Origin of the sequence: Flavobacterium psychrophilum, assembly GCA_001708385.1 — a bacterium.
Taxonomy (GTDB): Bacteria; Bacteroidota; Bacteroidia; order Flavobacteriales; family Flavobacteriaceae; genus Flavobacterium; species Flavobacterium psychrophilum_A.
Genome location: CP012388.1, coordinates 3,055,591 through 3,081,723, shown reverse-complemented (window position 1 = coordinate 3,081,723; position 26,133 = coordinate 3,055,591). Strand labels below are relative to the sequence as shown.

The 26,133-nt window shown below is 39.3% G+C and carries 21 protein-coding genes; 11 read left to right on the top strand and 10 right to left on the bottom strand.

Annotated elements, in window-relative coordinates:
* Positions 1-5 precede the first annotated feature (5 nt).
* Positions 6-917 (top strand): AraC family transcriptional regulator, encoded by a 912-nt coding sequence (locus ALW18_13460; protein AOE53440.1) that lies wholly within the window; start codon positions 6-8, stop codon positions 915-917.
* Here the strand turns inward: ALW18_13460 and ALW18_13455 are convergent.
* The gene (locus ALW18_13455) at positions 914-1,612 is read right to left on the bottom strand and encodes a hypothetical protein (GenBank protein ID AOE53439.1); all 699 of its coding nucleotides are present in this window, start codon (positions 1,610-1,612) and stop codon (positions 914-916) included. The genes ALW18_13460 and ALW18_13455 overlap by 4 nt on opposite strands.
* Positions 1,613-1,749: 137 nt before the next feature.
* Between ALW18_13455 and ALW18_13450 the strand changes: the two genes are divergently transcribed.
* Positions 1,750-2,313 (top strand): hypothetical protein, encoded by a 564-nt coding sequence (locus tag ALW18_13450; GenBank protein AOE54413.1) that lies wholly within the window; start codon positions 1,750-1,752, stop codon positions 2,311-2,313.
* A 22-nt stretch (positions 2,314-2,335) separates the two neighbouring features.
* On the opposite strand, the gene ALW18_13445 is transcribed toward ALW18_13450, so the two are convergent.
* A complete protein-coding gene (locus ALW18_13445) occupies positions 2,336-3,694 on the bottom strand; it encodes a peptidoglycan synthetase (protein ID AOE53438.1) in 1,359 nt (452 codons plus the stop codon).
* A 119-nt stretch (positions 3,695-3,813) separates the two neighbouring features.
* Positions 3,814-5,958: a peptidase S46 gene (locus ALW18_13440; GenBank protein ID AOE53437.1), complete on the bottom strand. Its 2,145-nt coding sequence runs from the start codon at positions 5,956-5,958 to the stop codon at positions 3,814-3,816.
* Between the two features lie 214 nt (positions 5,959-6,172).
* Between ALW18_13440 and ALW18_13435 the strand changes: the two genes are divergently transcribed.
* Complete coding sequence (locus tag ALW18_13435; GenBank protein ID AOE53436.1) at positions 6,173-6,922, top strand: nucleotidyltransferase; 750 nt, start codon at positions 6,173-6,175, stop codon at positions 6,920-6,922.
* 4 nt (positions 6,923-6,926) lie between these two features.
* Positions 6,927-7,994, top strand: a complete 1,068-nt coding sequence (locus ALW18_13430; protein AOE53435.1) for a nucleotidyltransferase — start codon at positions 6,927-6,929, stop codon at positions 7,992-7,994.
* Between the two features lie 25 nt (positions 7,995-8,019).
* On the opposite strand, the gene ALW18_13425 is transcribed toward ALW18_13430, so the two are convergent.
* From ALW18_13425 to ALW18_13405, 5 genes are all read right to left on the bottom strand, one after another.
* Positions 8,020-9,957: a hypothetical protein gene (locus ALW18_13425; GenBank protein AOE53434.1), complete on the bottom strand. Its 1,938-nt coding sequence runs from the start codon at positions 9,955-9,957 to the stop codon at positions 8,020-8,022.
* 310 nt (positions 9,958-10,267) lie between these two features.
* Positions 10,268-11,278: a GTPase CgtA gene (locus tag ALW18_13420; protein AOE53433.1), complete on the bottom strand. Its 1,011-nt coding sequence runs from the start codon at positions 11,276-11,278 to the stop codon at positions 10,268-10,270.
* Positions 11,279-11,377: 99 nt separating this feature from the next.
* Complete coding sequence (locus tag ALW18_13415) at positions 11,378-12,604, bottom strand: hemolysin (protein ID AOE53432.1); 1,227 nt, start codon at positions 12,602-12,604, stop codon at positions 11,378-11,380.
* Between the two features lie 66 nt (positions 12,605-12,670).
* The gene (locus ALW18_13410) at positions 12,671-13,243 is read right to left on the bottom strand and encodes an adenylate kinase (protein AOE53431.1); all 573 of its coding nucleotides are present in this window, start codon (positions 13,241-13,243) and stop codon (positions 12,671-12,673) included.
* 17 nt (positions 13,244-13,260) lie between these two features.
* On the bottom strand, positions 13,261-13,791 hold the full coding sequence (locus tag ALW18_13405; GenBank protein AOE53430.1) for a hypoxanthine phosphoribosyltransferase: 531 nt from the start codon (positions 13,789-13,791) through the stop codon (positions 13,261-13,263).
* A gap of 186 nt (positions 13,792-13,977) precedes the next feature.
* On the opposite strand from ALW18_13405, the gene ALW18_13400 reads away from it, so the two are divergent.
* The 5 genes from ALW18_13400 (at position 13,978) to ALW18_13380 (ending at position 21,152) form a co-directional block, all read left to right on the top strand.
* Positions 13,978-15,255 (top strand): L-sorbosone dehydrogenase, encoded by a 1,278-nt coding sequence (locus tag ALW18_13400; GenBank protein AOE53429.1) that lies wholly within the window; start codon positions 13,978-13,980, stop codon positions 15,253-15,255.
* A gap of 214 nt (positions 15,256-15,469) precedes the next feature.
* Entirely contained in the window at positions 15,470-17,539 is a 2,070-nt protein-coding gene (locus ALW18_13395) for a TonB-dependent receptor (protein AOE54412.1), read from the top strand.
* Between the two features lie 210 nt (positions 17,540-17,749).
* The gene (locus ALW18_13390) at positions 17,750-19,192 is read left to right on the top strand and encodes a hypothetical protein (GenBank protein AOE53428.1); all 1,443 of its coding nucleotides are present in this window, start codon (positions 17,750-17,752) and stop codon (positions 19,190-19,192) included.
* Positions 19,193-19,276: 84 nt separating this feature from the next.
* The gene (locus tag ALW18_13385) at positions 19,277-19,876 is read left to right on the top strand and encodes a hypothetical protein (protein AOE53427.1); all 600 of its coding nucleotides are present in this window, start codon (positions 19,277-19,279) and stop codon (positions 19,874-19,876) included.
* Between the two features lie 37 nt (positions 19,877-19,913).
* Positions 19,914-21,152, top strand: a complete 1,239-nt coding sequence (locus tag ALW18_13380; protein AOE53426.1) for a glutamate:protein symporter — start codon at positions 19,914-19,916, stop codon at positions 21,150-21,152.
* A 230-nt stretch (positions 21,153-21,382) separates the two neighbouring features.
* Here ALW18_13380 and ALW18_13375 read toward each other — a convergent pair whose 3' ends face one another.
* The gene (locus ALW18_13375) at positions 21,383-22,657 is read right to left on the bottom strand and encodes a hypothetical protein (GenBank protein AOE54411.1); all 1,275 of its coding nucleotides are present in this window, start codon (positions 22,655-22,657) and stop codon (positions 21,383-21,385) included.
* A gap of 89 nt (positions 22,658-22,746) precedes the next feature.
* Positions 22,747-24,210 (bottom strand): glycosidase, encoded by a 1,464-nt coding sequence (locus ALW18_13370; GenBank protein ID AOE53425.1) that lies wholly within the window; start codon positions 24,208-24,210, stop codon positions 22,747-22,749.
* A gap of 211 nt (positions 24,211-24,421) precedes the next feature.
* On the opposite strand from ALW18_13370, the gene ALW18_13365 reads away from it, so the two are divergent.
* Entirely contained in the window at positions 24,422-25,573 is a 1,152-nt protein-coding gene (locus ALW18_13365; protein ID AOE53424.1) for a phosphoribosylaminoimidazole carboxylase, read from the top strand.
* A 72-nt stretch (positions 25,574-25,645) separates the two neighbouring features.
* Entirely contained in the window at positions 25,646-26,128 is a 483-nt protein-coding gene (locus ALW18_13360) for a N5-carboxyaminoimidazole ribonucleotide mutase (protein AOE53423.1), read from the top strand.
* The last annotated feature ends 5 nt before the right edge of the window (positions 26,129-26,133 follow it).

The following is a 26,133-nucleotide window of genomic DNA, read 5'->3' as shown; positions in this document are numbered from 1 at the left end:
TAACTATGAAAAAGGTTAAAAATGGACCGCTGGTACTGAACACCATTTCTGAAATGCACCGTATGCTGGGACTTGCCGGGCCGGAGCACCCCTTGGTGAGCACCATTCACTTTAGCGACATAAAAAATATTCAGGAAGAAATACCGGACGGTTTGATTCTTAACCTCTACATGATCGCCATTAAAAAAGATTACAAGGGAAAGATCCGCTACGGTCAAAACAGCTACGATTTTGATGAAGGTGTGATGTCATTTATCGCACAGGGGCAGATATGCTATGAAAATGAACCTGGAGAAAGTCCGCTTGCGGGATGCATGCTTTTAATTCACCCCGATTTTTTACGCGGATATCCGTTAGCTAAAAACATCAAGAACTATGAATTCTTTTCTTACGCGGTAAATGAAGGGCTTTATCTTTCGCAAAAAGAAGAAAAGTTGGTTGAAGGCATAATGCGTAATATTGAACAGGAATATACAAGTGCTATAGACAACCTTAGTCAGGATGTTATTATTTCTCACATAGAATTGCTCCTTACCTACTCGAACCGTTTTTATAACAGGCAGTTTATCACACGTAAAAATCTGAATAATGATCTCGTTGCTAAAATTGACAACCTGCTTAACGACCATTATAATAGTGACAACACCTGCCTGCCAAGGGTTAAAGATATTGCAGACCATTTAAATGTTTCACCCGGCTATCTTAGTGATATGCTTAGGGCAGTTACAGGTCAGAACGCACAGCAGCATATCCACAACAAACTAATTGAAAAGGCAAAAGAGATATTAACCTCTACACCACTTTCGGTAAGCGAAATTGCGTATCAACTAGGGTTTGAATACCCGCAATCGTTTAGCAAACTTTTTAAAACTAAAACCAATATTTCGCCGTTGGAATACAGGAAGCTTTTTAACTAAAGCATTCCCTCATCGGCAAAACTCAGGTAACCTGCCTCTGTAACAATTACATGGTCGAGCACATTAATACTCAGTGACTGCCCGGCCATTTTTAGCTGCTTCGTAATTTGCTTATCGGCTTCGCTGGCCTGCAAAACCCCTGAAGGATGGTTGTGAACCAGAATTATTCCAACAGCATTCTGTTCTAATGCCGTTTTAAAGACCAACCGAACGTCTACCACTGTACCTGTAATTCCACCTTTACTTAACTGAGCTTTATAAGTTACTTTGTTGGAATTATTAAGGTACAATATCCAAAATTCCTCATGCGGCAGTTCACCAATAATGGGCTGCATAATCTCAAATACTGCACGGCTTGATGTGATACGCTTTAAATCAACACCCGCTTCGTCACGCCTCCTTCTACCAAGTTCCATAGCTGCAGCAATAGTTATAGCTTTAGCTTCTCCTATTCCTTTAAAACTCATTAATTGCTGAAGGCTTTGCTTACCCAAAGCATTAAGATTATTATCTACACTTGCCAATATACGCTTGCTTAATTCTACAGCACTTTCGTTGCGGCTGCCGGAACCTATCAGTATGGCAATTAGTTCGGCATCACTAAGGGCTGCTTTGCCTTTTAGCATTAGCTTTTCGCGTGGCTGATCGTCTTCTGCCCAATATTTTATTGAGAATGTCGTGTTGGTTTCTTCCATAAGTGAGGTGATAATACCACTAAAATACAAAAAGGACTATTTGAAGATACAATATGAACGATATTTCTTTCGTTTTAATTACAAACCAACTCACCATGAAACATTTACTACTTCTATTTTTATTTGGATGCACTAACATCAATTCGAATGATACTACTCCGATTACTGAGTCTATAGTAAACAAAGATTTTTATGGTAAATTATCTGATGCAGCAATTGCTCTCACTAAGGATAAGGTAAAATATACCGGTGATTATTTTACAATTCCGTACCCTAACGGCGATGTGCCAAAAGATAAAGGAGTCTGTACCGATGTTATAATAAGGGCCTATCGAAAATTGGGGATTGACCTTCAGAAAGAAGTACACGAAGATATGCGTAAAAACTTTTCATTATATCCAAAAACATGGGGCCTTAAAAAACCCGACACAAATATCGATCACAGGCGTGTGCCCAATTTACAGGTTTTCTTTCGCCGTTTCGGAGAGGTAAAATCAATTACCAACAACGCAGCCGATTACAAACCCGGAGATATTGTAACCTGGATGCTGCCCGGCAATCACCCGCATATAGGATTTGTCGTTGATAAGAAAGCATCTTCCGGCCGGTATATGATTGTTCACAACATTGGCTACGGACAAAAAATGGATGATTTTCTCTTTGAATCTAAAATCACTGGTCATTACAGGTATAAAAAATAAAAGGCACCAATGGCGCCTTTTACTATAAAAGATTCTTTACTTCATCAAAATTGAGCCCGCCATAATTACCCGAACTCATTAACAATAACGCTATGCCGTTATCGTCATGCTTAAGATTATACAGGTATTCTTTAAATTCAGTAGGGTTTGTATATATTATCAGGTCTTTGCGATTAAATGCCTTCGCAATCTGATCGTAGGTTACCTCTTCAAGCTGTTTTATCTTAACCGCATCAGGTGAATAAAACACCACAGCTACATCAGCATTATCCAAAGCACCTTCATATTCTTTAAGGAACTCGGCGTTAAGGCTGCTGTAGGTATGCAATTCAAGGCATGCTATAAGGGTTTTGTCAGGGTATTGCTCTTTTACAGCTTTTGTTGTTGCAGCTACTTTGCTTGGCGAATGTGCAAAATCTTTATAAGCTACATTTTTGCCGTTCTCTGCAATCTTTTCAAGGCGTTTACTTGCTCCTTTAAAACTGGCAATAGCTTCATAAAAATCAGCCTCATCTACACCCATATTCTGGCATATCCATTTAGCCCCAGCAAGGTTGTTAAGGTTATGTGCGCCAAAAACTTCAATAGGCATAGACCCTTCAGGGGTTTCTAGATATGTTGTCCCGTTTTGAACGGTATATTCCGGAGTCCGGTAGGGTAATTTACGTATAGGGTTTGTAGCCGCTTCGGCAACACGTTTTACTTCAGGGTCATTTTCGTTATATACTAAAATGCCGCCATTTGTAATTTTCTCAATAAAAATTTCAAACTGCTCTACATAGTTTTCATACGTCGGAAACACATTGATATGATCCCACGCAATACCGCTTATCAATGCAATATTTGGTTGGTACAGGTGAAACTTGGGCCTGCGATCCATTGGAGAGGACAGATACTCATCACCCTCCAATACAATAAAATCATTCTCTTCGGTAAGGTGAACCATAGTATCGAAACCTTCCAACTGAGCCCCCACCATGTAGTCGACCTCAATGTTATTATAATGCATAACATGAAGAATCATACTGGTAATGGTTGTCTTACCATGCGATCCGCCAATTACAACGCGGGTCTTGTTTTTAGACTGCTCGTATAAAAATTCAGGGTATGAATAAATTGTAAGTCCGAGTTCCTGCGCCTTTAGTAATTCAGGGTTGTCTGCCTTAGCGTGCATCCCTAATATTATAGCTTCAATATCAGATGTTATCTTTTCGGGGAACCATCCTAATTCTTCAGGAAGTAGTCCTTTTTTTTCTAGTCGTGAGCGCGACGGTTCAAAAATGGCGTCGTCGCTGCCTGTTACATGATATCCTTTTGAGTGAAGTGCCAATGCCAGATTGTGCATGGCAGCACCGCCTATTGCTATAAAGTGTGTGCGCATTTATTGATATATCTTAAGACCTCAAATGTAACTAAAATAGAAGAATTAAAAGTGCCGAAACAAAAAAATCCGTTCCCTCATCAGGAACGGATTTTATATATTATCGGCGAATGCTGAATTTATTTCACGATAGTCATTTCGTCTACAATGTGTTTTGCACCTGCATACTTGTCTATAACCCAAAGAACGTAACGAATATCAACGTTAATAGTTCTTTGCAGGTCTTTATCAAAAATAACGTCACCAGCCATAGCTTCGATGTTACCATCAAAAGCAAGACCTATAAGCTCGCCTTTACCATTTATTACCGGAGAACCAGAGTTACCACCTGTAATATCATTATCAGTAAGGAAGTTTACCGGCATATACCCTGCTTTATCAGCATACTGACCGAAGTCTTTTTTCTCGTAAAGCTCAAGTAATCTTTTCGGAAGATCAAACTCTTCGTCGTTTGGTTTGTACTTAGCTACCTCACCCTGCATAGTAGTGTAGTAGTTTTTCTTAGCATCGTTTCTCTTATCAGAAGGAAGCGATCTTACTTTACCATACGTTAAACGTAGCGTACTGTTAGCATCCGGGTAGTATTTAACCGACGGATTAGCCTGTCTCATACCTTCTACAAGCAGACGGAATGATTTAGAATAATCGGCATCCAGTTTCTGCTGCTCTTCAGTTTTAGCTCTGTATTTAGTAAGCAGGTCAGAAGAAAGAAGATAAAGAGGATCATTTTTAAGTACTTCTGCATTAGGGTTAGCCATATATGCATCAAGTTTTTCTTTAGACGCGAAGATACTCTTGTCAAATGCGTTGTTAACGTAAGCTGTAAAATCGTTATTATTTTCTTTACCAATTTTCGCTACAAGCGGAGCTACTTCATAACCCGTAGATTTTGTAGAATACAATTTAAGCTGTGCAGCAAGAACGTCTTTTTCTAATGGTATGTAAAGTGTACCATATACTTCATCAATATACGCTTTAAGATCGGCATCCATTGCTTTTCTGCCTTCGGCATTAGCACTTGTATATTGCTCAAGGCCACGGCCTATGCTGTAAGGGTTTGCAGCGAAAGCACTTGTTCTAAGCAAACCTGTAAGGTAGTTGTCATGACGTGCTTTTTCGTTTGTTTTAGCGTAGAAGTTATTTATTGTAGCAATAACATCTCCGTATTTGGCCTTGTTTTCAGACTTATTAGCCCATTTGTTGAAGTCAGCTTCTGCTTTAGCTTTAGTAGCCGCAGTTTTGTGCTTTGTAAGTGCATCAATCATACCCTGACGGTTTTTCCAGTAGTTGGCAACCTGAGCATATTGAGAAGCATAGTTAAGACGCACTTTAGCATCTTTATCCATATGCACTTTCATTTTATCCATACCCAGTTTAGAAGCCTCAACCCATGCAGGGTAAGCATACTTAACATTTTGTTCTATACCACCTGCCGGCATCCAGCGGTTAGTACGTCCAGGGTATCCTAAGATCATAGCAAAATCGTTCTCCTGAACACCTTTAAGACTTACCGGAAGGTAATGCTTAGGTTTTAAAGGAACGTTGTTTGTAGAATATTCCGCAGGGTTTCCGTTAGCGTCGCCGTATACACGGAACATTGAGAAATCTCCTGTGTGGCGCGGCCATTCCCAGTTGTCTGTATCTCCACCAAATTTACCGATGCTTTCAGGAGGCGTACCTACTAAACGAACGTCTGTATAATCCTGATAAACGAAATAGTAATATTCGTTACCCTGGAAGAACGGACGTACAGATACTGTATATTTCCCGCCTTCATTATTTTCTTTTTCAATAGCAGCACTTTCCTGTTGTATTGCTTTTTCTCTTTCTGCTTCTGTCATATTAGGAGTTACCTTCCCAAGTATCCTCTTAGACACGTCGTCCATTCTTACGAAGAAACGCACAGACAGACTTTTAGGTTTTAGCTCACCCTGACGGTTGGCAGCCCAAAAACCATTTTTAAGCCAGTTAGCTTCCGGCGTAGAAAGTTCAGCGATTGCATCGTAACCACAGTGGTGGTTAGTTAACACCAGACCGTCTTTAGAGATGATCTCTGCAGTACATCCACCGTTAAACTGAACGATAGCATCTTTTAAGCTGTGGTTGTTAATGCTGTAAATCTCTTCAGATGTAAGCTGTAAGCCCATTTTTTGCATATCCCTATGGTTAAGGCGCTCAATGAACATCAGGAACCACATTCCTTCGTCTGCCCTTACAGGAAGAACCATAAGCGACATGGTAAGGAATAAAATTAATTTTTTCATTTGTTATGGATAAAAGTTAATAGTTGTTAGCTAATAGTCACTATAAATACATTTTTGTTACAGTGAACCACTAACTATTTTAAATTAAGTGCTGCGAATATAGTTTATTTTAAGAATTTGATAAAATTATACCGTGGCTAAAACTAGAATGTCGCATTTTTTCCGGAACGGGAATAACTAAAAAAAGTGTAAATTCGGGAAATTTTAAGTACAAATGCAACAACTTATATTTGATAAACTAAAATCTGTAGAAACAGAAAAAAATATAGTCGTTCTTCATGCAGTAGAATCAGGAAGCCGCGCATGGGGATTTGCTTCTCCCGATAGCGATTACGACATTAGGTTTATTTACAAAAACAATCCGGAATGGTACCTATCGCTTTGGGAAAAACCGGACGTTATAGAATTTATGACAGACGAAGATCTCGACGGATCGGGTTGGGATTTAGCTAAAGCTTTAAAGCTACTTGCAAAATCTAATGCTCCGCTTATAGAATGGTTATATTCACCGGTGTGCTATTATACAAATGATTCTTTTTTAAAACAGATGCAATCTTTTGCTGACGACTGTTTCTCGCCAATAGCGACACTACATCATTACCTTGGAACTACTAAAAATTTCATGGAAGTATGTGAAGCAGATCAAATAAAGCTTAAAAGCTATTTTTACGCATTACGCACAGCACTCGCAGGAAAATGGATTATAGAAAACAATTCATTTCCGCCTGTTGCCTTCGCCGAACTGTTACCCATAGTACCAACAAATGTACAGGATAAAATACTCGAACTTCAGGAGATAAAATCCGGAAAAGACGAAAAATACCTGCATCCTAAAGAAGAAGTAATTACGAAATTTTTACAGGACACAATTCTTTACAATCAGGAAAAAGCATCCGGTCTGCCTTCAGGCAAAAAGATAAACAAAACCCTGGATGATTTCTTCAGAGCTGAGATCAAACGATAAGTAAATGACTATAGAATATCTAAAAAATAACGACCTTATCCTGTTCGAAACAATATCCGGAAGCAGGTCCTTCGGACTGGACACACCAACATCCGACACCGATATTAAAGGTGTGTTCTTTATGCCAAAAGATAAATTTTTCGGCTTCGATTATATTCCACAAATAAGTAATGACACCAATGATATTGTTTATTACGAAATAGGAAGGTTTATTGAGTTGCTAACTAAGAACAATCCAAATATTCTTGAAATACTTGCCACACCTGAAGACTGTATTCTTTACAAACACCCGCTGATGGATGAATTAAAGATTGGAAATTTTCTTTCTAAACTCTGTAAAGACAGTTTTGCCGGTTACGCAATGACACAGATAAAAAAAGCAAGAGGATTAAAAAAGAAAATCGTTAACCCTTTACCAAAGGGAAAGAAAAATCTTTTAGACTTCTGTTACATCTTAAATGGATACGATAGTATTCTCCTCGCCACATGGCTGGAAACCTACAATAGAACACAGGAGCAGTGCGGACTGATAAATATTCCTCACTCGAAAGGTATGTATGCTCTATTCTACGATAGAGAAAATGTACTTGGATATAAAGGCATAACCTCCAAAGATACAGCTAACCAGGTTTCGGTTTCATCAGTTCCTAAAACCGAGCAGCCTTTAGCTTATATGTACTTTAACCAGGAGGCTTACTCAAGCTACTGCAAAGAATATATGGAGTACTGGAGCTGGATTGAAAAACGGAACGAAGAACGTTACAACACAAACAAACAGCATGGCAAAAATTATGATTCTAAAAACATGATGCATACCATCCGCCTGCTTCAATCTGCCGAACAAATACTCCGCGACGGTAAGCTAAGCATACGTGTTACCAACCGGGAAGAACTACTCGGCATCAAATCGGGCAATATGGAATACGACTATTTGCTAAACATGGCTGATAATCTTCTGGCATCTATTGACAGACTGTACTTTGACACCATACTTCCTCCAGCACCTGATAACGAAAAGGCTGAGGCAATATTGATTTCAATGCGAAAATCGTTATACATAGACACAAACTAAAAAATGCCCCTATTCGGGGCATTTTCTATTTCCTTATATCCAGCAAGGCCAGTCTTTTTTTACTGTCCGGTAACGGAAGGTAATCACGTTTATGAAGATGACTGTAATATTCCTGAACGAAAGCTTTAAACTCCCGTATTGCCATTTCGTCCTGTTTTGTTTTCTGTTTTATAAGATTCATTTTTCCTAACGGATCTTTCCTGTAATCGATCTTAGCTATAACATCTTTTTCATTGAACAGATAATAATATTCGTCTGTAGTACAATTAAAAGCACCATTAGAAAAGTTTATTGCAAAGTGTCCTTTAGACTGGTTATTATCAAAATGATCTTTACCAAAAGCAAAGTACGGCTTATCATAATTAAGCATCCCTAAGACAGTTGGCATAATATCTATATGCTGCATTATCCTGTCATCTTTCGCCTTCATCTTGCTACCGGGCTTAAAGAAGAATATAGGAATAGTGTAATCGTGTGGTGCTTTATTGAATTTCTCGCTATCTGCACCCGATGAATGGTCGGCAGTAATTACAAAAAGCGTGTTCTTATACCATGACTCTTTTTCAATGCTTTTAAAGAATTCTCCAAGAGCGTAATCCGAATATTTTATTGCACGGTGTATAGGCAGCGTACCTTCACTAAATTGTTTTGGCAGTCCCGGTGGCACTTTATACGGATGGTGCGATGATAATGTAAAGAATGTCGCAAAGAAAGGCTTGTTCTTATCGCTTGCCAGATTGTTTATCTTTTTATGAACATACGGCATAAATTTATGATCCCATATACCCCATTTGCCATCAAAGTCGGCGCTTCCATTTTCTTCTTCGTATTCGTTACGGGAGTAAAAATTCTTTATTCCGGTATTTTTTCCGAACGAAACAAACCCCATTGACTCCCTAACCGCTCCGTGAAAGAATGCGGTTTCATAGCCCATTTCATTCATGCATGCAGGCAGTGCATAATACGGTGCAACCGAGTTAGGCAAAGCAAGAAAATGTTCATTAAACGATGGAATAGATGCCCATATTGCAGGCAAAGCATCTACCGAGCGGTAACCGTTCTGATGCCCGTTGGTAAACAGGTAACCCTGCTGAAATAACGAATCCAGAAATGGTGTATTACTTTCCTGTTCCGGCTTAAACTGGTCAGACAGGCTTTTTATATGCGCTTTACCAAAACTCTCTAATATAATTACAAATACATTTGTTTTCCTGTCGATATCAAAATCTTCTGCTACAACAGCAGGATTGTGTGTAGTCGGAAAAATATTCTGGGCAATTTCGTCGTCGAAATACTTTAGGGACGGCACATCTTTAGATTTGCTCATTGTCCTTAAAATACAAAACGGATTGCTTAATATAAAAGATGTATGCGTTGGGTTATCGGTGTACAAAAAAGCATCGTTCATGCCTATTGGGAATGATGCCGCCGAGAATGTAGCGCCCCTTACAAAAAAGATAACTACCACAGCCATTACAGCCAGATAAGCACTGTTTACTGTGTAATAACGCTTATTGCTTTTAGGGTCTTCAAGTTTGTTTTCGCAAGCACATTTATATCCCTGATACAGTATAACAAGCAAAAGGAAATAGAAAATAAAGCCGTACCAGTAGTCTACCACGAAATCGGCCAGTAAAGGCACAAACGCATCTTCTCCTAAAAGGAAAAAATCGCCTATTACTATTCTTGCCTGTTTAAAAGGGTAATAAAAAATATCGGCTACATTTATAAGCAGGCCAATACCGTTAGTTACCATAAATACCCAAAACATGATTTTTTGGTATATCTTCTTTTCCCTGAAGCGGAATGGCACCAACGAAAGAAATATAAAAAGCATGTTGATGTAAATTATAGAAACGGTATCGAACATAAGGCTTCCGCGAAGCAGACTCCAAAGATTTTTTCCCTGTACCGGATCGATAAGATTATTGTTGAAGTAGTAAAAGGCAAATCGGCATAGCATAAAGACAACATACACGACAAAAAGCCTTAGCAGCAAAACAGTCAGACTGTTTTTATAGTTGAATTTCATAAACTCCTGTAATCAAAAAGTTAGGTTTTGGTTAACTGAATGTTTCCGGGAGCAAAGATATATCTTTTTATTAAAAAAATGTTAAAGAATCAAATAAAATTAAACAAACGTTTAACTCTTAAATTACTGGCTGTTAATGCACTTATATTAAGAAACCAATACTATATCTAATAAAAAAGCTCCTAAAAAACGCTTATCACTATACGTTTTTTAGGAGCTTATATTTTTTTCTTACTATAAATTACACCACTTCAGTGTTTAGCATCTGCCAAAGTTTATCTTTAAGTTCTGTAAGTCCCTGTTGGGCAACAGACGAAATAAACATATATGGAATACCGTTAAATTCTTTATCGAGGTGTACCTTCATTTCAGCTTTAAGCTCATCGTCAAGCATATCGCATTTAGATATAACCACAAGCCTGTCTTTGTCAAGCATTTCAGGATTATACCTTCTCAACTCATCCAACAGAATATCGTACTGGTTTTTAATATCATCTGCATCGGCAGGAACTAAAAACAACAATGTTGAATTACGTTCGATGTGCCTTAAGAAGTAATGGCCAAGACCTTTACCTTCTGCTGCACCTTCAATAATTCCAGGAATATCTGCAATTACAAACGATTGAAAATCCCTGTAGGCTACGATTCCTAAGTTTGGCTTAAGGGTAGTAAATGGATAATCTGCAATTTTTGGTTTAGCCGAAGTAAGAACTGAAAGCAATGTAGATTTACCTGCATTAGGAAAACCAACGAGACCAACATCTGCAAGAACCTTAAGTTCTAACAATATATCTTTTTCTTCAGCAGGCATACCCGGCTGAGAATACCTTGGTGTCTGGTTTGTAGAACTTCTAAAATGCCAGTTACCAAGTCCGCCTTTACCACCTCTGGCGATGATCTTTTTTTCTCCGTCTTCTGTTATTTCAAAAAGAATCTCATTCGTTTCTTTATCGCGAACAACAGTTCCCAGTGGTACTTCGATAAATTTATCTTCACCATCTGCTCCTGTACTACGTGCGCTTCCTCCGTCACCTCCGTGAGTCCCTTTAATATGTCTTGCAAATTTCAGGTGGAATAATGTCCACAAACTTTTGTTCCCAACAAGGTATACGTGACCACCACGGCCTCCGTCACCACCATCGGGACCTCCTTTTTCAATAAATTTTTCCCTGTGCAAGTGTGTAGATCCCTTACCTCCCTTTCCGGAAGACACATATATCTTTACGTAATCTACAAAATTCCCTTCTGTCATTGTTTCTTTGTTTAAGGTTTAAAGCTTCAGGTTGCTTAGCAGCACCTAACCACTTACCATAACCTTTACTGTCTATATCTAATTCCTGAACTATCGTTCTTATTCTTTTATTGATCTGACCATCACTTTATCAATCTTAACGCCATCCATTTTAACGACTTCAAGTTCATAAAGGTTCCATGCCAGTTTTTCGCCCTGTTTAGGTATATACGAAAGCTCTGTCATTACAAGTCCGCTTACCGTTGTTACTTCATATTCGTTAGTAAGATCGTCAAGATCAAAATACGTTAGGAAGTCATGCAGCGGATAGTGTCCGTCTACCAGCCATGTCCCGTCTTCGTTAGCGACAAGCCTGAACTCGTCTTCATAAAAATCGGATGCATCGCCAACAAGCGCTTCAAGAATATCGTTAAGGGTAATTATACCCTGAAACACACCATATTCATCTGTAACAAAAGCGTAATGCACTTTTGTATTCTTAAAAATTTCAAGTGCCTTATAAGCAGATGTATGCTCGATAAGGTACACTGGTTCTTTTACTATTTCTTTCAGGCTAAAATCGGTCCTGTCGTAATTAGCAAAAATATCTTTTAGAAGCACTACACCTATAACGTCGTCAAGGCTTGAACCTTCACTTACCGGATATATAGAATGCAGCTCTTCAAGCATGGTTTCGCGTATCTTTCCATTATTGGCATCTGTAGAAAGATAAGCTACCGACTTTCTGTGCGTCATCAGTGAGTTTACCTTACGGTCACCAATATGAAATACACGCTCCATAATGTCGTGCTCAATTTCCTGAACTTCTCCTCCTTCAGTACCTTCTTTAATAATAGCTTTGATCTCTTCTTCAGTTACTTTACCATCTGCCGTAGGGCGTATCCTTAAAATTTTCAACAGAAAATCGGTAGACGATGTTAGCAGCCAAATAAAAGGGGCAGTTATTATTGAAATGTACTTCATTGGCAGTGCTACTGTTTTTGCAATGGTTTCAGGATAGTTAAGCCCAAGCCTTTTAGGCAGCAGCTCTCCAAGAACCAAAGAGAAAAACGTTAGTATTACTACTACTATACCTACTGATATATTTGAAGCATAGGGTTTTAAAACCTGAAAACCTTCTACAAATATTTTAACATCGTCGGTAACTTTATCACCCGAATAAATACCTGTTAAGATACCTATTAAAGTTATGCCTATCTGTACTGTAGAAAGGAATTTGTTTGGCGAATTTGCCAGGTCCAGCGCAGCCTGTGCGCTAGCGTTTCCTTTTTTTGCTGCAGATTCAAGGCGGTTTTTCCTTGCCGAAATTAATGCGATCTCAGACATGGAGAAGACACCGTTAAGGATAATAAGGAAAAATATTATGGCTATTTCCAATTGTGGATTTTTAAGTTAGAGCGTATCGATTACTGAACTTAATCGACTTGTAATTTCTGATATTTCACCAATACCATCAACAGCGTGGAATTTATCCTGAGCTTTGTAATATTCAATAAGCGGAGCTGTTTTTTCATTATACTCCTGGTAACGGTTACGGATAAGTGCTTCATCCTGGTCGTCTGCCCTTCCGCTTGTTTTACCTCTTTCAAGAAGGCGTGCTACCAATATTTCATCGTCTGCTTCAAGTGCAATAGTAGCCGTTACTTCCCAGCCTTTAGATTTCAGAAACTCATCAAGAGCATCTGCCTGTTCTGTAGTACGCGGAAAACCGTCAAAAAGGAAACCTTTAGTGTCAGGATTCTTTTCAATTTCATCCTGTAGCATTTTTATAGTAAGTGCATCAGGTACAAGCTCACCTTTGTTTATAAAAGATTTTGCTTCAAGTCCAAGAGGCGTTTCGTTTTTAATGTTGTAGCGAAATATATCGCCGGTAGAAATATGCGTAAGGCTGTATTTTGTTTTTAAGAACTCTGCCTGTGTGCCTTTTCCTGCACCCGGCTTTCCGAATAGGACAATATTGATCATTTTATATTTAGGTTGTATTATTGTTGTACTTGATAAACTTCCGGTAAATTCCTCCCCAATCCGTCATAGTCAAGGCCATAGCCCACTATAAATTTATCGGGAATTTCAAAACCTATATAATCCAGAGCAATATCCTGTTTGTAAGCTTCAGGCTTAAAAAACAATGTTGCTATCTTAAGCTGCTTAAGGTTATGCCCTTCAAAAATCTTTTTAAGTTCTGCGACGGTATTACCCGTGTCTACTATATCTTCTATAACTACCACACTTCGGCCTTCAAGGCTCTGGTTAAGCCCTATAAGCTGCTTTACCTCGTTTGTGGTTGACGTACCCTCATACGAAGAAAGCTTTACAAAACTTACCTCGCAAGGCTGTGTATATTTCTTTACAAAATCAGACACTACCATGAACGATCCGTTAAGTACCCCTATAAACACAGGGATATCGCCTTTAAAATCTTCTTCTGCCTGGCGTGCCATTTTAGTTATAACAGCATCAATATCTTCCGCGGTTATAAAGGGCACAAAATGTTTGTCGTGAAGCTGTATCACAGTTTAATATATCGAATTAGATTACAGAATAATTTGCAAATATACTAATTACCAATAAGCTCCTTACATAAGCCACCTCATTTTCCAATAAATTTATCAATGTTAAAATAGATTTAATACTCAAGGCATTGGAAATTTAAATAAGTAATTTCGGATACATAAGAATTTTAATACTTACTCACTACCATGAAAACATCTATATTTTCACTTTCACTACTCGGCCTTTTGGCACTTGGCTCATGCAAAAAAGAACCCTCTAAAGAAGAAAAACAAGAAGCAAAAGCAGAAGGCAGCACTACTGTAAAAACAGCTATTGGCGATCTTACACTGCCTGCTCCTTTCACGACAGAATCGGTAACAAAACGTAGCGGCATGAAAGACTGGCCGGAAGGGCAAACCCCAAAAGCTCCGGCAGGATTTACTGTTACCAAATTTGCAGGCGACCTAAAAAACCCACGTAACACATATATAGCACCTAACGGCGATATTTTTGTAGCCGAGTCGGGGACATCGGGTAGTGCAGACCGCATTACCATGTTTAGGGATACCAACAAAGACGGCACTTTTGAAACCCGTGCTGTTTTTGCAGAAAAGCTTAACCAGCCTTACGGTATGCTGGTACTTAAGGATTATTTTTATGTTGCTAATACCGATGGGCTTTACCGCTATCCGTATAAACAGGGTGACACAAAACTGGCAACCGATAAAGCTAAAAAAATAGTTGAGCTGCCTGCAGGTGGCTATAACAATCACTGGACGCGTAATCTTTTGGCAAATGCCGATGGATCTAAAATATTTATCTCGGTAGGCTCTGCGAGTAATGTTGCCGAGCATGGTATTGAAACAGAATTTCGCCGTGCGAATATTCTAGAAGTCAACCCTGACGGTACAGGTGAGCGCATTTATGCAAGCGGACTTCGTAATCCTGTGGGAATGGACTGGAATCCTGCCAATAAAGAATTATGGACAGCCGTTAACGAGCGTGATGAACTGGGCGATGAACTTGTTCCCGATTATATTACAAGCGTTAAAGAAGGTGGTTTCTACGGATGGCCGTATTCTTACTACGGACAAATTGAAGACCCACGCATGAAAGGACAGGGCAAAGATCTTGTCGCCAAAGCTATAGTTCCGGATGTACCAGTGGGTAATCACACCGCATCGTTAGGATTAACGTTTTACAACAAGGATGCATTTCCTGCACAATACAGAAACGGTGCTTTTGTTGGTCAGCACGGTTCGTGGAACAGATCGGTATTAAGCGGATATAAGGTATTGTTCGTTCCGTTTAAAGATGGCAAACCATCGGGTAAACCGCAGGATTTTTTAACCGGATTTATTGCCGATGAGAAAAAAGCACAGGCTTACGGTCGCCCTGTAGACGTTACAGTTATGAACGACGGATCTCTACTTGTAAATGACGACAGCGGCAACACGTTATGGAGAGTGGCTGCCAGCAAATAATATGAAACACATTACAATTATTAATTCACTTTAAATTCCTGCAGCTTTCGGGCTGCAGGTTTTTTACTTTTACTGCAAATCATCTTCAATGATAAAAAAAATACTTTTAGGGTTACTTCCCATTTTATTAACTGCGAATACTTTTGCGCAGGATACTATTCCCCGTACAAAAATTATCGCCCTAAAAACATTAAAAGCATATAATGACAGCTTAGTGAAGTCACAGAAGGAAGCTAGAAACAGATACAATCTAATAGTGGATAAAGTAACGGGGATAAAAATTGAAAACACATTAAATGAAATTGTCATAAGTAATTACCATATTAATGACAGCCTGCTAAATGCCCCTGCATCAATTAGCATACTCTCGACTGCCGACTTACAGCGCAATAACCTGTCTGATATTTCTCCCGTACTAAATACCGTTGCCGGTGTTTTTATGCAATCGGGCGGTATTAACACCAACAGGATATCTATTCGTGGTATTGGCGCACGAACACCCTACGGAACCAATAAAATAAGGGCTTTTTACGGAAGTATTCCTCTTACATCGGGAGATAGTGAAACGACTATTGAAGATATCGATCTTGAAATTATAGACCAGGTCGAAATTATAAAAGGGCCATTATCGAGCCTATATGGCGCAGGACTCGGCGGGGCACTATTGCTGAAACCAAAATTAGCTTCAGCTAGAGGAAGCCGCGCAGCCGTAAGCACTACACATGGGTCTTTCGGGTTGATGAAAAACACCATTAGCTATGGATTAAATACCGAAACCGCAAGCCTTAACCTTAGCTATCATAAGTTAGAAACTGATGGTTACCGAAAAAACAGTGCCTACAACCGCGAAGGCGTTACCCTTGCTGGCGAATTATTCAGAGCCCAGAACAGCAAACTTACCTACTTTGGAAATTACACCTACCTGAAAGCTTATATTCCAAGCAGTATAAGCAAACAAATGTTTGAAAATAATCCGCGTGGGGCAGCACCAACATGGGCGGCATCCAAAGGATATGAGCGATACAATTCTTACCTGGGCGGATTGGCATACGATTGGAAAGTTGCAAACTGGCTAAGCAATTCGACCTCTGTTTTTATCAATACCAAAGAGAATTACGAACCGCGTCCGTTTGACATTTTAACCCAAAACACGACCGCATACGGAGCACGCACGCAATTTTTTGGTGATTTTAAACTTGGCAACATTAAAACCGAACTTATTACCGGACTTGAATATTTTAAGGATGGATTTAAAGGCGGCACCTATGAAAACCTTTACGAAGACAACAACGGAAACGGCTCCCTTGAAGGCGCAAGGCTTACAGGAACCGAGCAGAAACGCGACTTTATAAATGCATTTGCACAACTAAGGTTTCAGTTATCTAAAAAATTCGAAGTTCAGGCAGGCGTAAATTATAACAAAACGAATTTTGAACTGGATAACACCTATCCTGCTGAAACAACCTCATCTGAAGAATATAGTTATAATGGTATTTGGTCGTCACAGTTATCGGTATTATTTAAGCCTTCAATACTGCAAACTATTTATGCATCAGTAAGCCGTGGGTTCTCGTTACCATCTATAGAAGAAACCCTTACTGCAGACGGCACTATAAACCCTAACATTAAACCTGAAAATGGCTATAATTTTGAAGTTGGTGGAAAATTCTATTTCCTTAATAGAAACTTGTATGCAGAGGTATCATTATATCGTATGCAGATAAACGACCTGCTGGTAGCGCAACGTGTGGGCGATGATCAATACGTGGGCATTAATGCAGGTGAAACATTGCATCAGGGTATCGAGGCAAGTATCAATTACCGCTGGCAACTAAACCGTACTTTTATGCTTCAGCCCTACGCAACAGCTTCTATTGGCGATTATGAGTTTAAAAAGTTCGTCAATAACGATGTGGATTATTCCGGCAACAGGCTAACAGGCGTACCGGCTAATAAGGTAAACGCCGGACTCGCTGTTGAAACCAATTTTGGGTTATACCTGTCTTCCGATTTTTACTATGTAGACAATATTCCGCTTAATGATGCTAATTCGGCTTATGCTAAGAGCTATAGCCTCCTAAACATGAAAACCGGATATCGACTTGAATTATTTAAAGGATTTACTTCGCACATATCGGCAGGTATAAATAATGTTGGTAATACTCATTATGCAGGCATGGTACTCGTAAATGCGACAGGAATTAATGGTGCGCCTCCCAGATATTATTATCCCGGAATGCCTATAAATTATTACGGAAACGTTTCGTTTAGTTATAACTTTTAAATTCTTTCAGGAACTACCGAAAATAATTTAATGATAAACTTATGATCTGCATACAGTCCAAATAAACCAAAGCACTAAAAAACAAATAAATAGACAAAAAGTGTCACACTTTTAAAAATAAAGTGTCACACTTTGTCCGTATCTGTAACTAAGGTATTAGGATTCTTATAATGTAATTTGTACTACAAATAAATTATATACTATCTACTCATGAAAACAACTTTATTCACTTTTCTTTTCCTTGCTTTTGCATGGGCAGTGGGAGCACAGAATCCTACGATCGAAGGCGATGTTATGTTGTGTCCGTACACAAACGGAACAGCCACAATTACAAACGAAACACAATACGACTCATACCAGTGGTACTGGAAGTTTTGGTTTTTAAATGATGAATACGCAGCCATAGATGGAGCAAATGAAGCGTCATTTACATACGACTGGTATACTTACGATCAGGCATTATTAAAAGTAGTGGTTACAAAAAACGGACAGACGTTTGAATCTAACGCTATCCAGATTGACAGCCATAACTGGTCAAGTCTTCTCGTGAGGAATGAGCTACAGGGAAATATTCATTTTGAATTTAACGACGAAACATTAGAACAGCGCTATGTAATGTGTACGGGAGCTAAATTAGTTCAAACGGTATTGGAACCTTATGTAACGGCACAATGGTACAAAAATGATGAGCCTATTGAGGGCGCTACTTCTTTAACCTATACAATTACAGAACCCGGCGTTTACTATGCAATAGCAGGTGTTGAAATATGCCCTAACGCTACATCAAAATCGCCTGTTGTTAATGTTGTTGCAAGTGACGATTGTGGACCAAACACTCCGTCGCCACTTGTTATTCAGGGAGACACTATGCTTTGTCCGGAAACTATCGGACTAGCTTTTGTAACCAATGCGGTAGGATATGACACTTACCAATGGTATGCTAAATTTTCAGAAGAAACAGGGTTCGAGGCTATAACTGCTGCAACTGTAGCATCGTTTGCTTATGATCAGGAAACATATGGCGATGCCACGATAAAAGTATCGGTAACTAAAGATGGTGAAACATATACCTCTAACGAACTAATTGTAGGCAGTTACGATATCGCAATTTCTTTTGATTCTGAGCCAAGCGAAGGCGTTACCAATGAAGGTGCTGTATATTTTGTATGTGAGGGTGACTCAGTTACATTTACAATACCTGGTAATGAAGAAGACTTTATCAACATGCAGTGGTTTAAAGACGGGATCGCTATTGAAGATGCAAACAGCGTTAGCTATACGGCTACCGAGCCTGGGGTTTACCACCTTGATGCCGCAATGACGGTTTGTACAAATAATATCCTGAGCACTGTAGATAATCCGGTAACACTTAGTGCTAAAGAAGGTTGTTTCTTAGGTGTTAACAACCCGCAGCTTGCAAACGCTACTAAACTATATCCAAATCCTGCCAATAGTGTTCTTAATGTGATCGTTCCTGAAAACGCACAGGTTACGAACTACAGCATTATAGACATTACAGGAAAAATTTTACTAACAGGAACAATCGACCAGACAGAAACATCAATCAATGTAGAAGATCTTTCTTCAGGCACCTATATAGTTAAATTAAACGGACCGCAAGCTCAGGCTGCGAAAATGTTTATAAAGCAATAAACAGTTAGTCAATCAAAGGTTCTTTTTTTAGCCGGGCATTTGTCCCGGCTTTTTTTGTACTTTTCGAACAAACTAAAAATATCTTTGGAATCGTTATTATACATACAAATAGCCAGCAGCACCGCACACCGTCCCATACGGGATGTATTGTCGGGAGAGGTTTTGAAAAATGCTGCATTGCTACCTGAGCTACTTGCTATAGCTTTTGATATAAAAGACAAGAATCACCATAAAGCCTGCTGGATATCTGAACTGGTTTTTGGAGCAAAGATTGAATGGCTGAGCGATCATTTGGATTCTTTTTGCACAACGCTTTCTCAATTGACAAATGAAAGCGCTATGCGGCCCATATCCAAAATATGTCAGTTTGCCGTGCAGCAGCATCAAAACAATCCTTCATTTTTAAATACGGATCATATAGATCTTATTACCGAAGCCTGTTTTGACTGGCTCATCAATCCTAAAACAAAAGTGGCAACGAAAGCCTATGCCATGCGTACACTTTTTCTACTAGGCAAAAAACAAGACTGGATACATCCTGAACTAACCCGAATACTTAGCGAAGATGCATCGAAACATACTGCCGCTTATACAGCAGCCGCGAAAGATGTTTTAAGGAAGATAAAAATGCATTTGTTCTTAATTATCTTACAGCAACCTATATCGTTTTCAAAAGCCGGCTAGCTACTTTTTACTTCATAAAAAGTACTATATTAGGCCAATGAAACAGTCGTTAACTCCGTACACCCAGAACAGGCAAAGCCTGCTTTACAGAATAGTTACCAACCTGACTTTTTGGGTACTGATAGCCATTGTGTGCGGTGTACTGCTTGGACATTTTTATCCGGCGACTGCCGTAGACATGAAAATAATAGGCGATAGTTTCATTAAGATCATTAAAATATTTATTGCTCCTATCATATTCCTAACTATTGTTTTGGGCATAAGCGGTATGGGCGACCTTAAAAAGGTTGGTCGCATCGGAATAAAATCACTAATCTATTTTGAGATCGTTACTACTTTTGCCCTTGCTATTGGCGTTGCTGTGGCGTACCTCATTCAGCCCGGAAAGATTGACAAAACAGGTCTTGATGTTCAGGACGCGAGTCAGTATACCGGTGCCGAAAGCAATTTTAGCTGGTTACAATTTTTCTTAGACAATGTTACGCTCCAGGTATTGCTAGTGGCTATTCTTGTAGGGGTCGCTTTAAATTATAGCAAAAAAAGAGAGCAGGCTGTTGCCATATTATATACCTGGTCCAACTATGTTTTTAAAGCCCTTAAAATAGTAATGTATCTAGCTCCTCTTGGTGCTTTTGGCGGCATGGCCTATACAGTAGGTAAATTTGGCCTGCATACGCTTATTCCGTTAGGTAAACTTATGATTACGGTTTACATTACAATGGCTATATTCATTTTTGTAATTCTGGGTGCTATAATGCGTTATTACAAACTCAGCATTATTGATTTTATAAAATACATTAAAGCCGAATTACTGATTGTTTTAGGCACCTCATCATCTGAAGCTGCCCTGCCTAACCTAATGGAGAAACTCGAAAAAATGGGTTGCAGCAAATCAGTTGTAGGATTGGTAGTTCCTACCGGTTATTCTTTTAACCTGGATGGCACATCAATATACCTGTCGATGTCGGTGATCTTTCTGGCCCAACTATACAACGTTCATTTAAGCTTTCAGGAGATACTTACTATTATAGGACTGCTGATGATAACCTCCAAAGGTGCTGCCGGTGTTACAGGAAGTGGCTTTATAGTGCTTGCTTCCACCCTTACTGCCATACACAAAATACCCGTTGAAGGCCTTGCCTTTTTACTCGGCGTAGATAAATTTATGAGCGAGGCACGCGCACTAACCAATTTTATTGGCAATGGCGTTGCAACTATCGTCATCTCAAAATCGGAAAATGAATTTGTAAACGAGGATAATCCGAGAATCGAATAACCTGAATATTCTTTTGTCTTGAAACAAAAGAATCAAAAATTCAAGGCTAAACTTCTTAGGCTACAAAATAGCAGTTTCAGCTAAAAGGTTTGAACTCGCTTCGCTCAAACAGCAAACCTTTCTTAACGCTTAAACTCCCATTTTGCTTTACGCCACAAAGTTTAAGGCCTTAGCTTCACTCGAAACCGAGCTAAGCTCATGCTCTTTGGAACGGCTGGAAATAAACCAAACTATTCCTTTTCCTCCTCTTCATCATCAAAACCGAATCGTCTTAACTGTGGGGCACTGAAAAATGTAATAGCAATAACACCAAGTGTAATGCAACCTCCAGTTACAACTGCTCGTACCGTTCCCAGCCAATGCGCCATTACACCACTTTCAAAATCACCCAGCTCGTTGGATGAACTTACAAAGATGGTGTTTACCGAAGCCACACGTCCCCGCATATGATCGGGCGTTACTAACTGAAGGATAGTACTTCTTACTACTACACTCACAGCATCGAACATACCGGAGAACAGAAGGAAACAAAAGGAGAAGATGAAATTAGTTGAGAGCCCGAAGCCGATAATGCATAACGCAAATCCGGTAACGGCGATAAACAGTTTCCTGCCGGGATAGGTTTTAAGAGGTAAAAACGCTAATATCCCCAAAGTTAAAAGCGAACCTACTCCGGGCGCTGATCGCAGCAATCCGAAACCTACCTCATCTACATGCAATATTTCTTTTTGAAACACCGGTAATAATGCCACAGCACCACCAAATAATACCGAAAACATATCAAGTAGCTGAGCCCCTAATAATGCCGGGGTTTTCACTACAAACTTAATACCCTGGGTAAGGCTTTTCAGCATGGGTTCTTTTTCTTTTTTAAGTATCGGTTTGGTCTTTATGGAGAGTATAGGTATAAGCAATAGTAGTGTGATTACAACTACACTAAACATTCCTGCAAGAACACCATCTAAAGCAATTGCAAGTCCTGCCACTAACGGACCGATCATAGATCCTGTTTGCCATGCCATACTGCTCCAGCTCGTTGCATTAGGAAAATGTTTTCTTGGCACTATAAGCCCAAATAGTGAAAACACCGATGGCCCCATGAACGAACGGATGATTCCGCCACAGAAAACAAAAAAGTATATAAGGTAAAGTGTAGTATTTACGCCTAACTCATTGAGCGAAAAAGGCGTGGTAAGTGTAAACAGACAGGATGCCAAAAGAATATAAGAAGTTATGCAAAAGAGAACCATTTTACGTTTCTCATTCAGGTCTACATAATGTCCCGCAAAAAGCGAACATCCAATAGCCGGAATTACTTCGGCAAGGCCAACAAACCCAAGCGAAAGTTTATCGTTGGTAATATGGTATACCCAATAATATATTATGGTGATTTGCATGTTAAGGGCAAAGATTAGCCCAAAACGTATGCTTAAAAAAGACTGAAATTCTCTTATTTTTAATACCGGGTTTTTCGCAAAAAACCCGGTTTCTGATTGCTCAGGCAATTCATTTTCCAATTTTATAAATGCTATTGGTTATTCTGAATACAAAGATACCTGATTAGAGAATACTGCCACCGGCAACTATAAATTAATTATCCTCCGTTTTTTAGCCTGTCTAGAAGCGTATCGATACTTACTGTAGCAAAACCTGAACTGTGATCGGATAATCCGTAAGGAATTATAAGCTCGCCGTTATGTATTATACCTCCACAAGAATATACAACGTTAGGTACATAACCTTCACGTTCATCCGGATTTGGTAAAATTAAAGGATCTTTAAGTCGGCCGATTTCAATAGACGGATCATCGATATCTAAAAGAGAAGCGGCAATACTGTAACGTCTCATAGAACCTACAGCGTGCGTAAGCACCAGCCAGCCATCTTTAGTTTCTATGGGCGAACCACAGTTACCAATCTGCACAAACTCCCACGGATATTCCGGCCCCTGAATTTTTATAGGATCATCCCACTCGTTGATGTTCTCGCTATACATAAGATAGTTGTTCCAGCCATCTATCCTTGATAGCATTGCATATTTGCCGTTTATTTTTCTCGGAAACAATGCAAGGTTTTTATTTTTTGCTCCCGATCCGTTTAGCGGACTCGTTTTGAATTCGTAAAAGTCGGTAGTTTTTAAAAGTTTTGGCATAATGTGTACACCGTCATAAGCGGTGTATGTGGCGTAGTAAACTGCGCGCCCATGATCATCTGTAAACTTCACAAAACGGGCATCTTCAATACCTTTGCTCTCAAAATCAGAAATTGGGAATATTACCCTGTCGCTAATGTCGGTGTCCTTAGAAAACGAAATTCTCCTGTAACTGTCAGACAGTGCAAGAACAAGGTTATATTGGCGTATAGTATCAACATCTGTTGTTTTGCTTTTTGCTTCAACAACCAATTTTTTCAGCTCATCATAATCAAAACGGTCACCCAATTGCTCTGTTACTGCCGTAAGGAACTCATCGTTAATATCTGCTTCTTCAGCCTTTTTAAGGAAAAGCCTTTTTTGGTATACAACATTATGTATTTTTTCCGCTTCGTCTATATAATTACTTGCTGCCATAACAACAATATCATTATTCCTGTCGATAAGTGCCCTCCTGAAAGCTACCGAAGACACGTGCCCCTCACCTACTGCCCTAAAGCTTATGATAACGCGAAGCTGGCCCTCCTCAAGATTGGACTGATCTGGATCGGGAACTATAGAGGGGTTAAAAAACGCAGCCGATTCAATAGAATATTCATGCGTAAAGTAAGAGCCTATAAGAAGTTTACAGTATTCGTCAAGCTTGGCGTAATCGCCACCTGCCATCGGAATATATTTTTTAACACGTTCGCAATTGTGTAAAAGCTTACGGGTAATATTACGGTGCCTTTTAGAGAAATCCTGCAATAGCGGAGAAATAAGTCCGAATACCTCATCTTTATCTAAAGCAAGTATTTTCCGGATAAGCTCTACAGCTCTTTCTTCTCCATTAAAAAAAAATCGGGCAATAACGCGCGATGCGTCGGGTGAAACCTTCACCGGTTTTCTTTCTATCGTCAGTCTCATAGATTACATTTTACATCTGTATAACTCGTACAGATTTTGTGAACCTCTAAAATACAAATATAATTCTATATAAACCATTGCCCTAAATGCTAAAACTATTGTAAAAGTACTACAGAAAAAGGCGTTACAAAAGCTGTACAGCAATGTTACCAAAAGATGAAATTCTAAAAGTAGTTTTAAGTATCTTTGCGGTGCAAAACAAAAGCTGATAATGAATTATTTTTCTTCTGATTTTAAGTTGGGTATTTTAGGCGGCGGACAGCTGGGCAAAATGATGCTTACCGACACCCGAAAATTTGACATACAAACTTATGTGCTTGATCCTAGTGATGAAGCTCCATGTAAAATAGGCAGTAATAAATTCTTTCAGGGTGACCTGATGGATTTTGATACCGTTTATAACTTTGGCAAACAGGTAGACGTACTTACCTTTGAGATTGAACTTGTAAACCTGGAAGCACTGGAAAAACTGGAAGCTGAAGGTATTAAAGTATATCCGTCTCCAAAGACATTACGCCAAATTCAGAACAAAGGAAAACAGAAGGATTTTTATACTGAAAAAGAAATTCCAACTGCCGATTATAAGCGTTTTGAAAATCTGGCTGACCTTAAACAGGCCGTGGAAAATAATGAAATTTCGCTTCCTTTTGTATGGAAAAGTACAGAGGGCGGTTATGACGGAAATGGTGTAAAGGTTATCCGTTCTGCGGAAAGCTTTAACGGCCTTCCAAACGTACAGTGTATTGCAGAAACTATGATTCCGTTTAAAAATGAACTGGCAGTTATAGTAGCGAGAAACCCATCGGGAGAAATTAAAACTTACCCTGTCGTAGAAATGGAATTTCACCCGGAAGCCAACCAGGTAGAATATGTTATCTGCCCGGCACGTATTGATGATGAAGTTGCCAATAATGCCCGTGCAATAGCACTTAAAGTATCGGAACAATTTAACCATGTAGGCCTGCTTGCTGTAGAGATGTTCCAAACGGAAGATGACCAGATACTGGTAAATGAAGTAGCTCCAAGGCCACATAACAGTGGACACTATTCTATAGAAGCCAGTTATACGTCGCAATTTGAGCAGCACATTCGTGCGATTCTTGACCTGCCGTTAGGCAATACCGATAGTAAAGTAGCCGGAATTATGGTTAACCTTGTTGGTGCGGAAGGATATTCAGGCAACGTTATATACGAGAACATCGAAAAAATATTAGGTAAAGATGGCGTAACGCCACACATATACGGCAAGAGGCAAACAAGGCCTTTCCGTAAAATGGGACACGTTACCATTGTAAATGAAGATATTGCCGAAGCACGCAAAGTAGCCGAAGAAGTTAAGAATACTATTAGAGTAATCGCATAATTTAGTTTCAGTCGCAAGTCGCAGTTTCCAAAATACCGACAACCGACAACCATTAACTAACAACAATAAAAAATGAAAGTAGGAATTATAATGGGCTCTATATCGGATATGCCGGTAATGCAGGATGCCATAGATATATTAAAAGAGTTTGGAATTGAAACAGAAGTAGATATTGTTTCTGCGCACCGTACTCCCGAAAAACTTTACGAATACAGTACTACAGCCCACAACCGTGGCGTTAATGTAATTATAGCAGGTGCAGGCGGCGCTGCGCACCTACCGGGAATGGTAGCAAGCATGAGTCCGCTTCCTGTAATAGGCGTGCCTGTAAAATCAAGCAACTCCATTGACGGATGGGACAGTGTATTGTCTATACTTCAAATGCCGGGGGGCGTACCTGTTGCTACTGTAGCACTTAACGGTGCTAAGAATGCAGGTATACTTGCAGCACAAATATTAGGCAGTCAGGACAAAATCGTTCAGGCAACAATTATTGCTTACAAGCAAGGACTTAAAGAAGCTGTTATCAAAGCATCTGAAGGCCTTAAAAAATAAAATAG

Coding starts and splice junctions, on each gene's coding strand:
- ALW18_13410 (AOE53431.1), bottom strand. CDS start 13,243: ATGATCAATATTGTCCTATTCGGAAAGCCGGGTGCAGGAAAAGGCACA.
- ALW18_13415 (AOE53432.1), bottom strand. CDS start 12,604: ATGTCTGAGATCGCATTAATTTCGGCAAGGAAAAACCGCCTTGAATCT.
- ALW18_13390 (AOE53428.1), top strand. CDS start 17,750: ATGAAAACAACTTTATTCACTTTTCTTTTCCTTGCTTTTGCATGGGCA.
- ALW18_13455 (AOE53439.1), bottom strand. CDS start 1,612: ATGGAAGAAACCAACACGACATTCTCAATAAAATATTGGGCAGAAGAC.
- ALW18_13425 (AOE53434.1), bottom strand. CDS start 9,957: ATGCTATGCCGATTTGCCTTTTACTACTTCAACAATAATCTTATCGAT.
- ALW18_13430 (AOE53435.1), top strand. CDS start 6,927: ATGACTATAGAATATCTAAAAAATAACGACCTTATCCTGTTCGAAACA.
- ALW18_13440 (AOE53437.1), bottom strand. CDS start 5,958: ATGAAAAAATTAATTTTATTCCTTACCATGTCGCTTATGGTTCTTCCT.
- ALW18_13460 (AOE53440.1), top strand. CDS start 6: ATGAAAAAGGTTAAAAATGGACCGCTGGTACTGAACACCATTTCTGAA.
- ALW18_13360 (AOE53423.1), top strand. CDS start 25,646: ATGAAAGTAGGAATTATAATGGGCTCTATATCGGATATGCCGGTAATG.
- ALW18_13420 (AOE53433.1), bottom strand. CDS start 11,278: ATGACAGAAGGGAATTTTGTAGATTACGTAAAGATATATGTGTCTTCC.
- ALW18_13370 (AOE53425.1), bottom strand. CDS start 24,210: ATGAGACTGACGATAGAAAGAAAACCGGTGAAGGTTTCACCCGACGCA.
- ALW18_13380 (AOE53426.1), top strand. CDS start 19,914: ATGAAACAGTCGTTAACTCCGTACACCCAGAACAGGCAAAGCCTGCTT.
- ALW18_13445 (AOE53438.1), bottom strand. CDS start 3,694: ATGCGCACACACTTTATAGCAATAGGCGGTGCTGCCATGCACAATCTG.
- ALW18_13400 (AOE53429.1), top strand. CDS start 13,978: ATGAAAACATCTATATTTTCACTTTCACTACTCGGCCTTTTGGCACTT.
- ALW18_13365 (AOE53424.1), top strand. CDS start 24,422: ATGAATTATTTTTCTTCTGATTTTAAGTTGGGTATTTTAGGCGGCGGA.
- ALW18_13435 (AOE53436.1), top strand. CDS start 6,173: ATGCAACAACTTATATTTGATAAACTAAAATCTGTAGAAACAGAAAAA.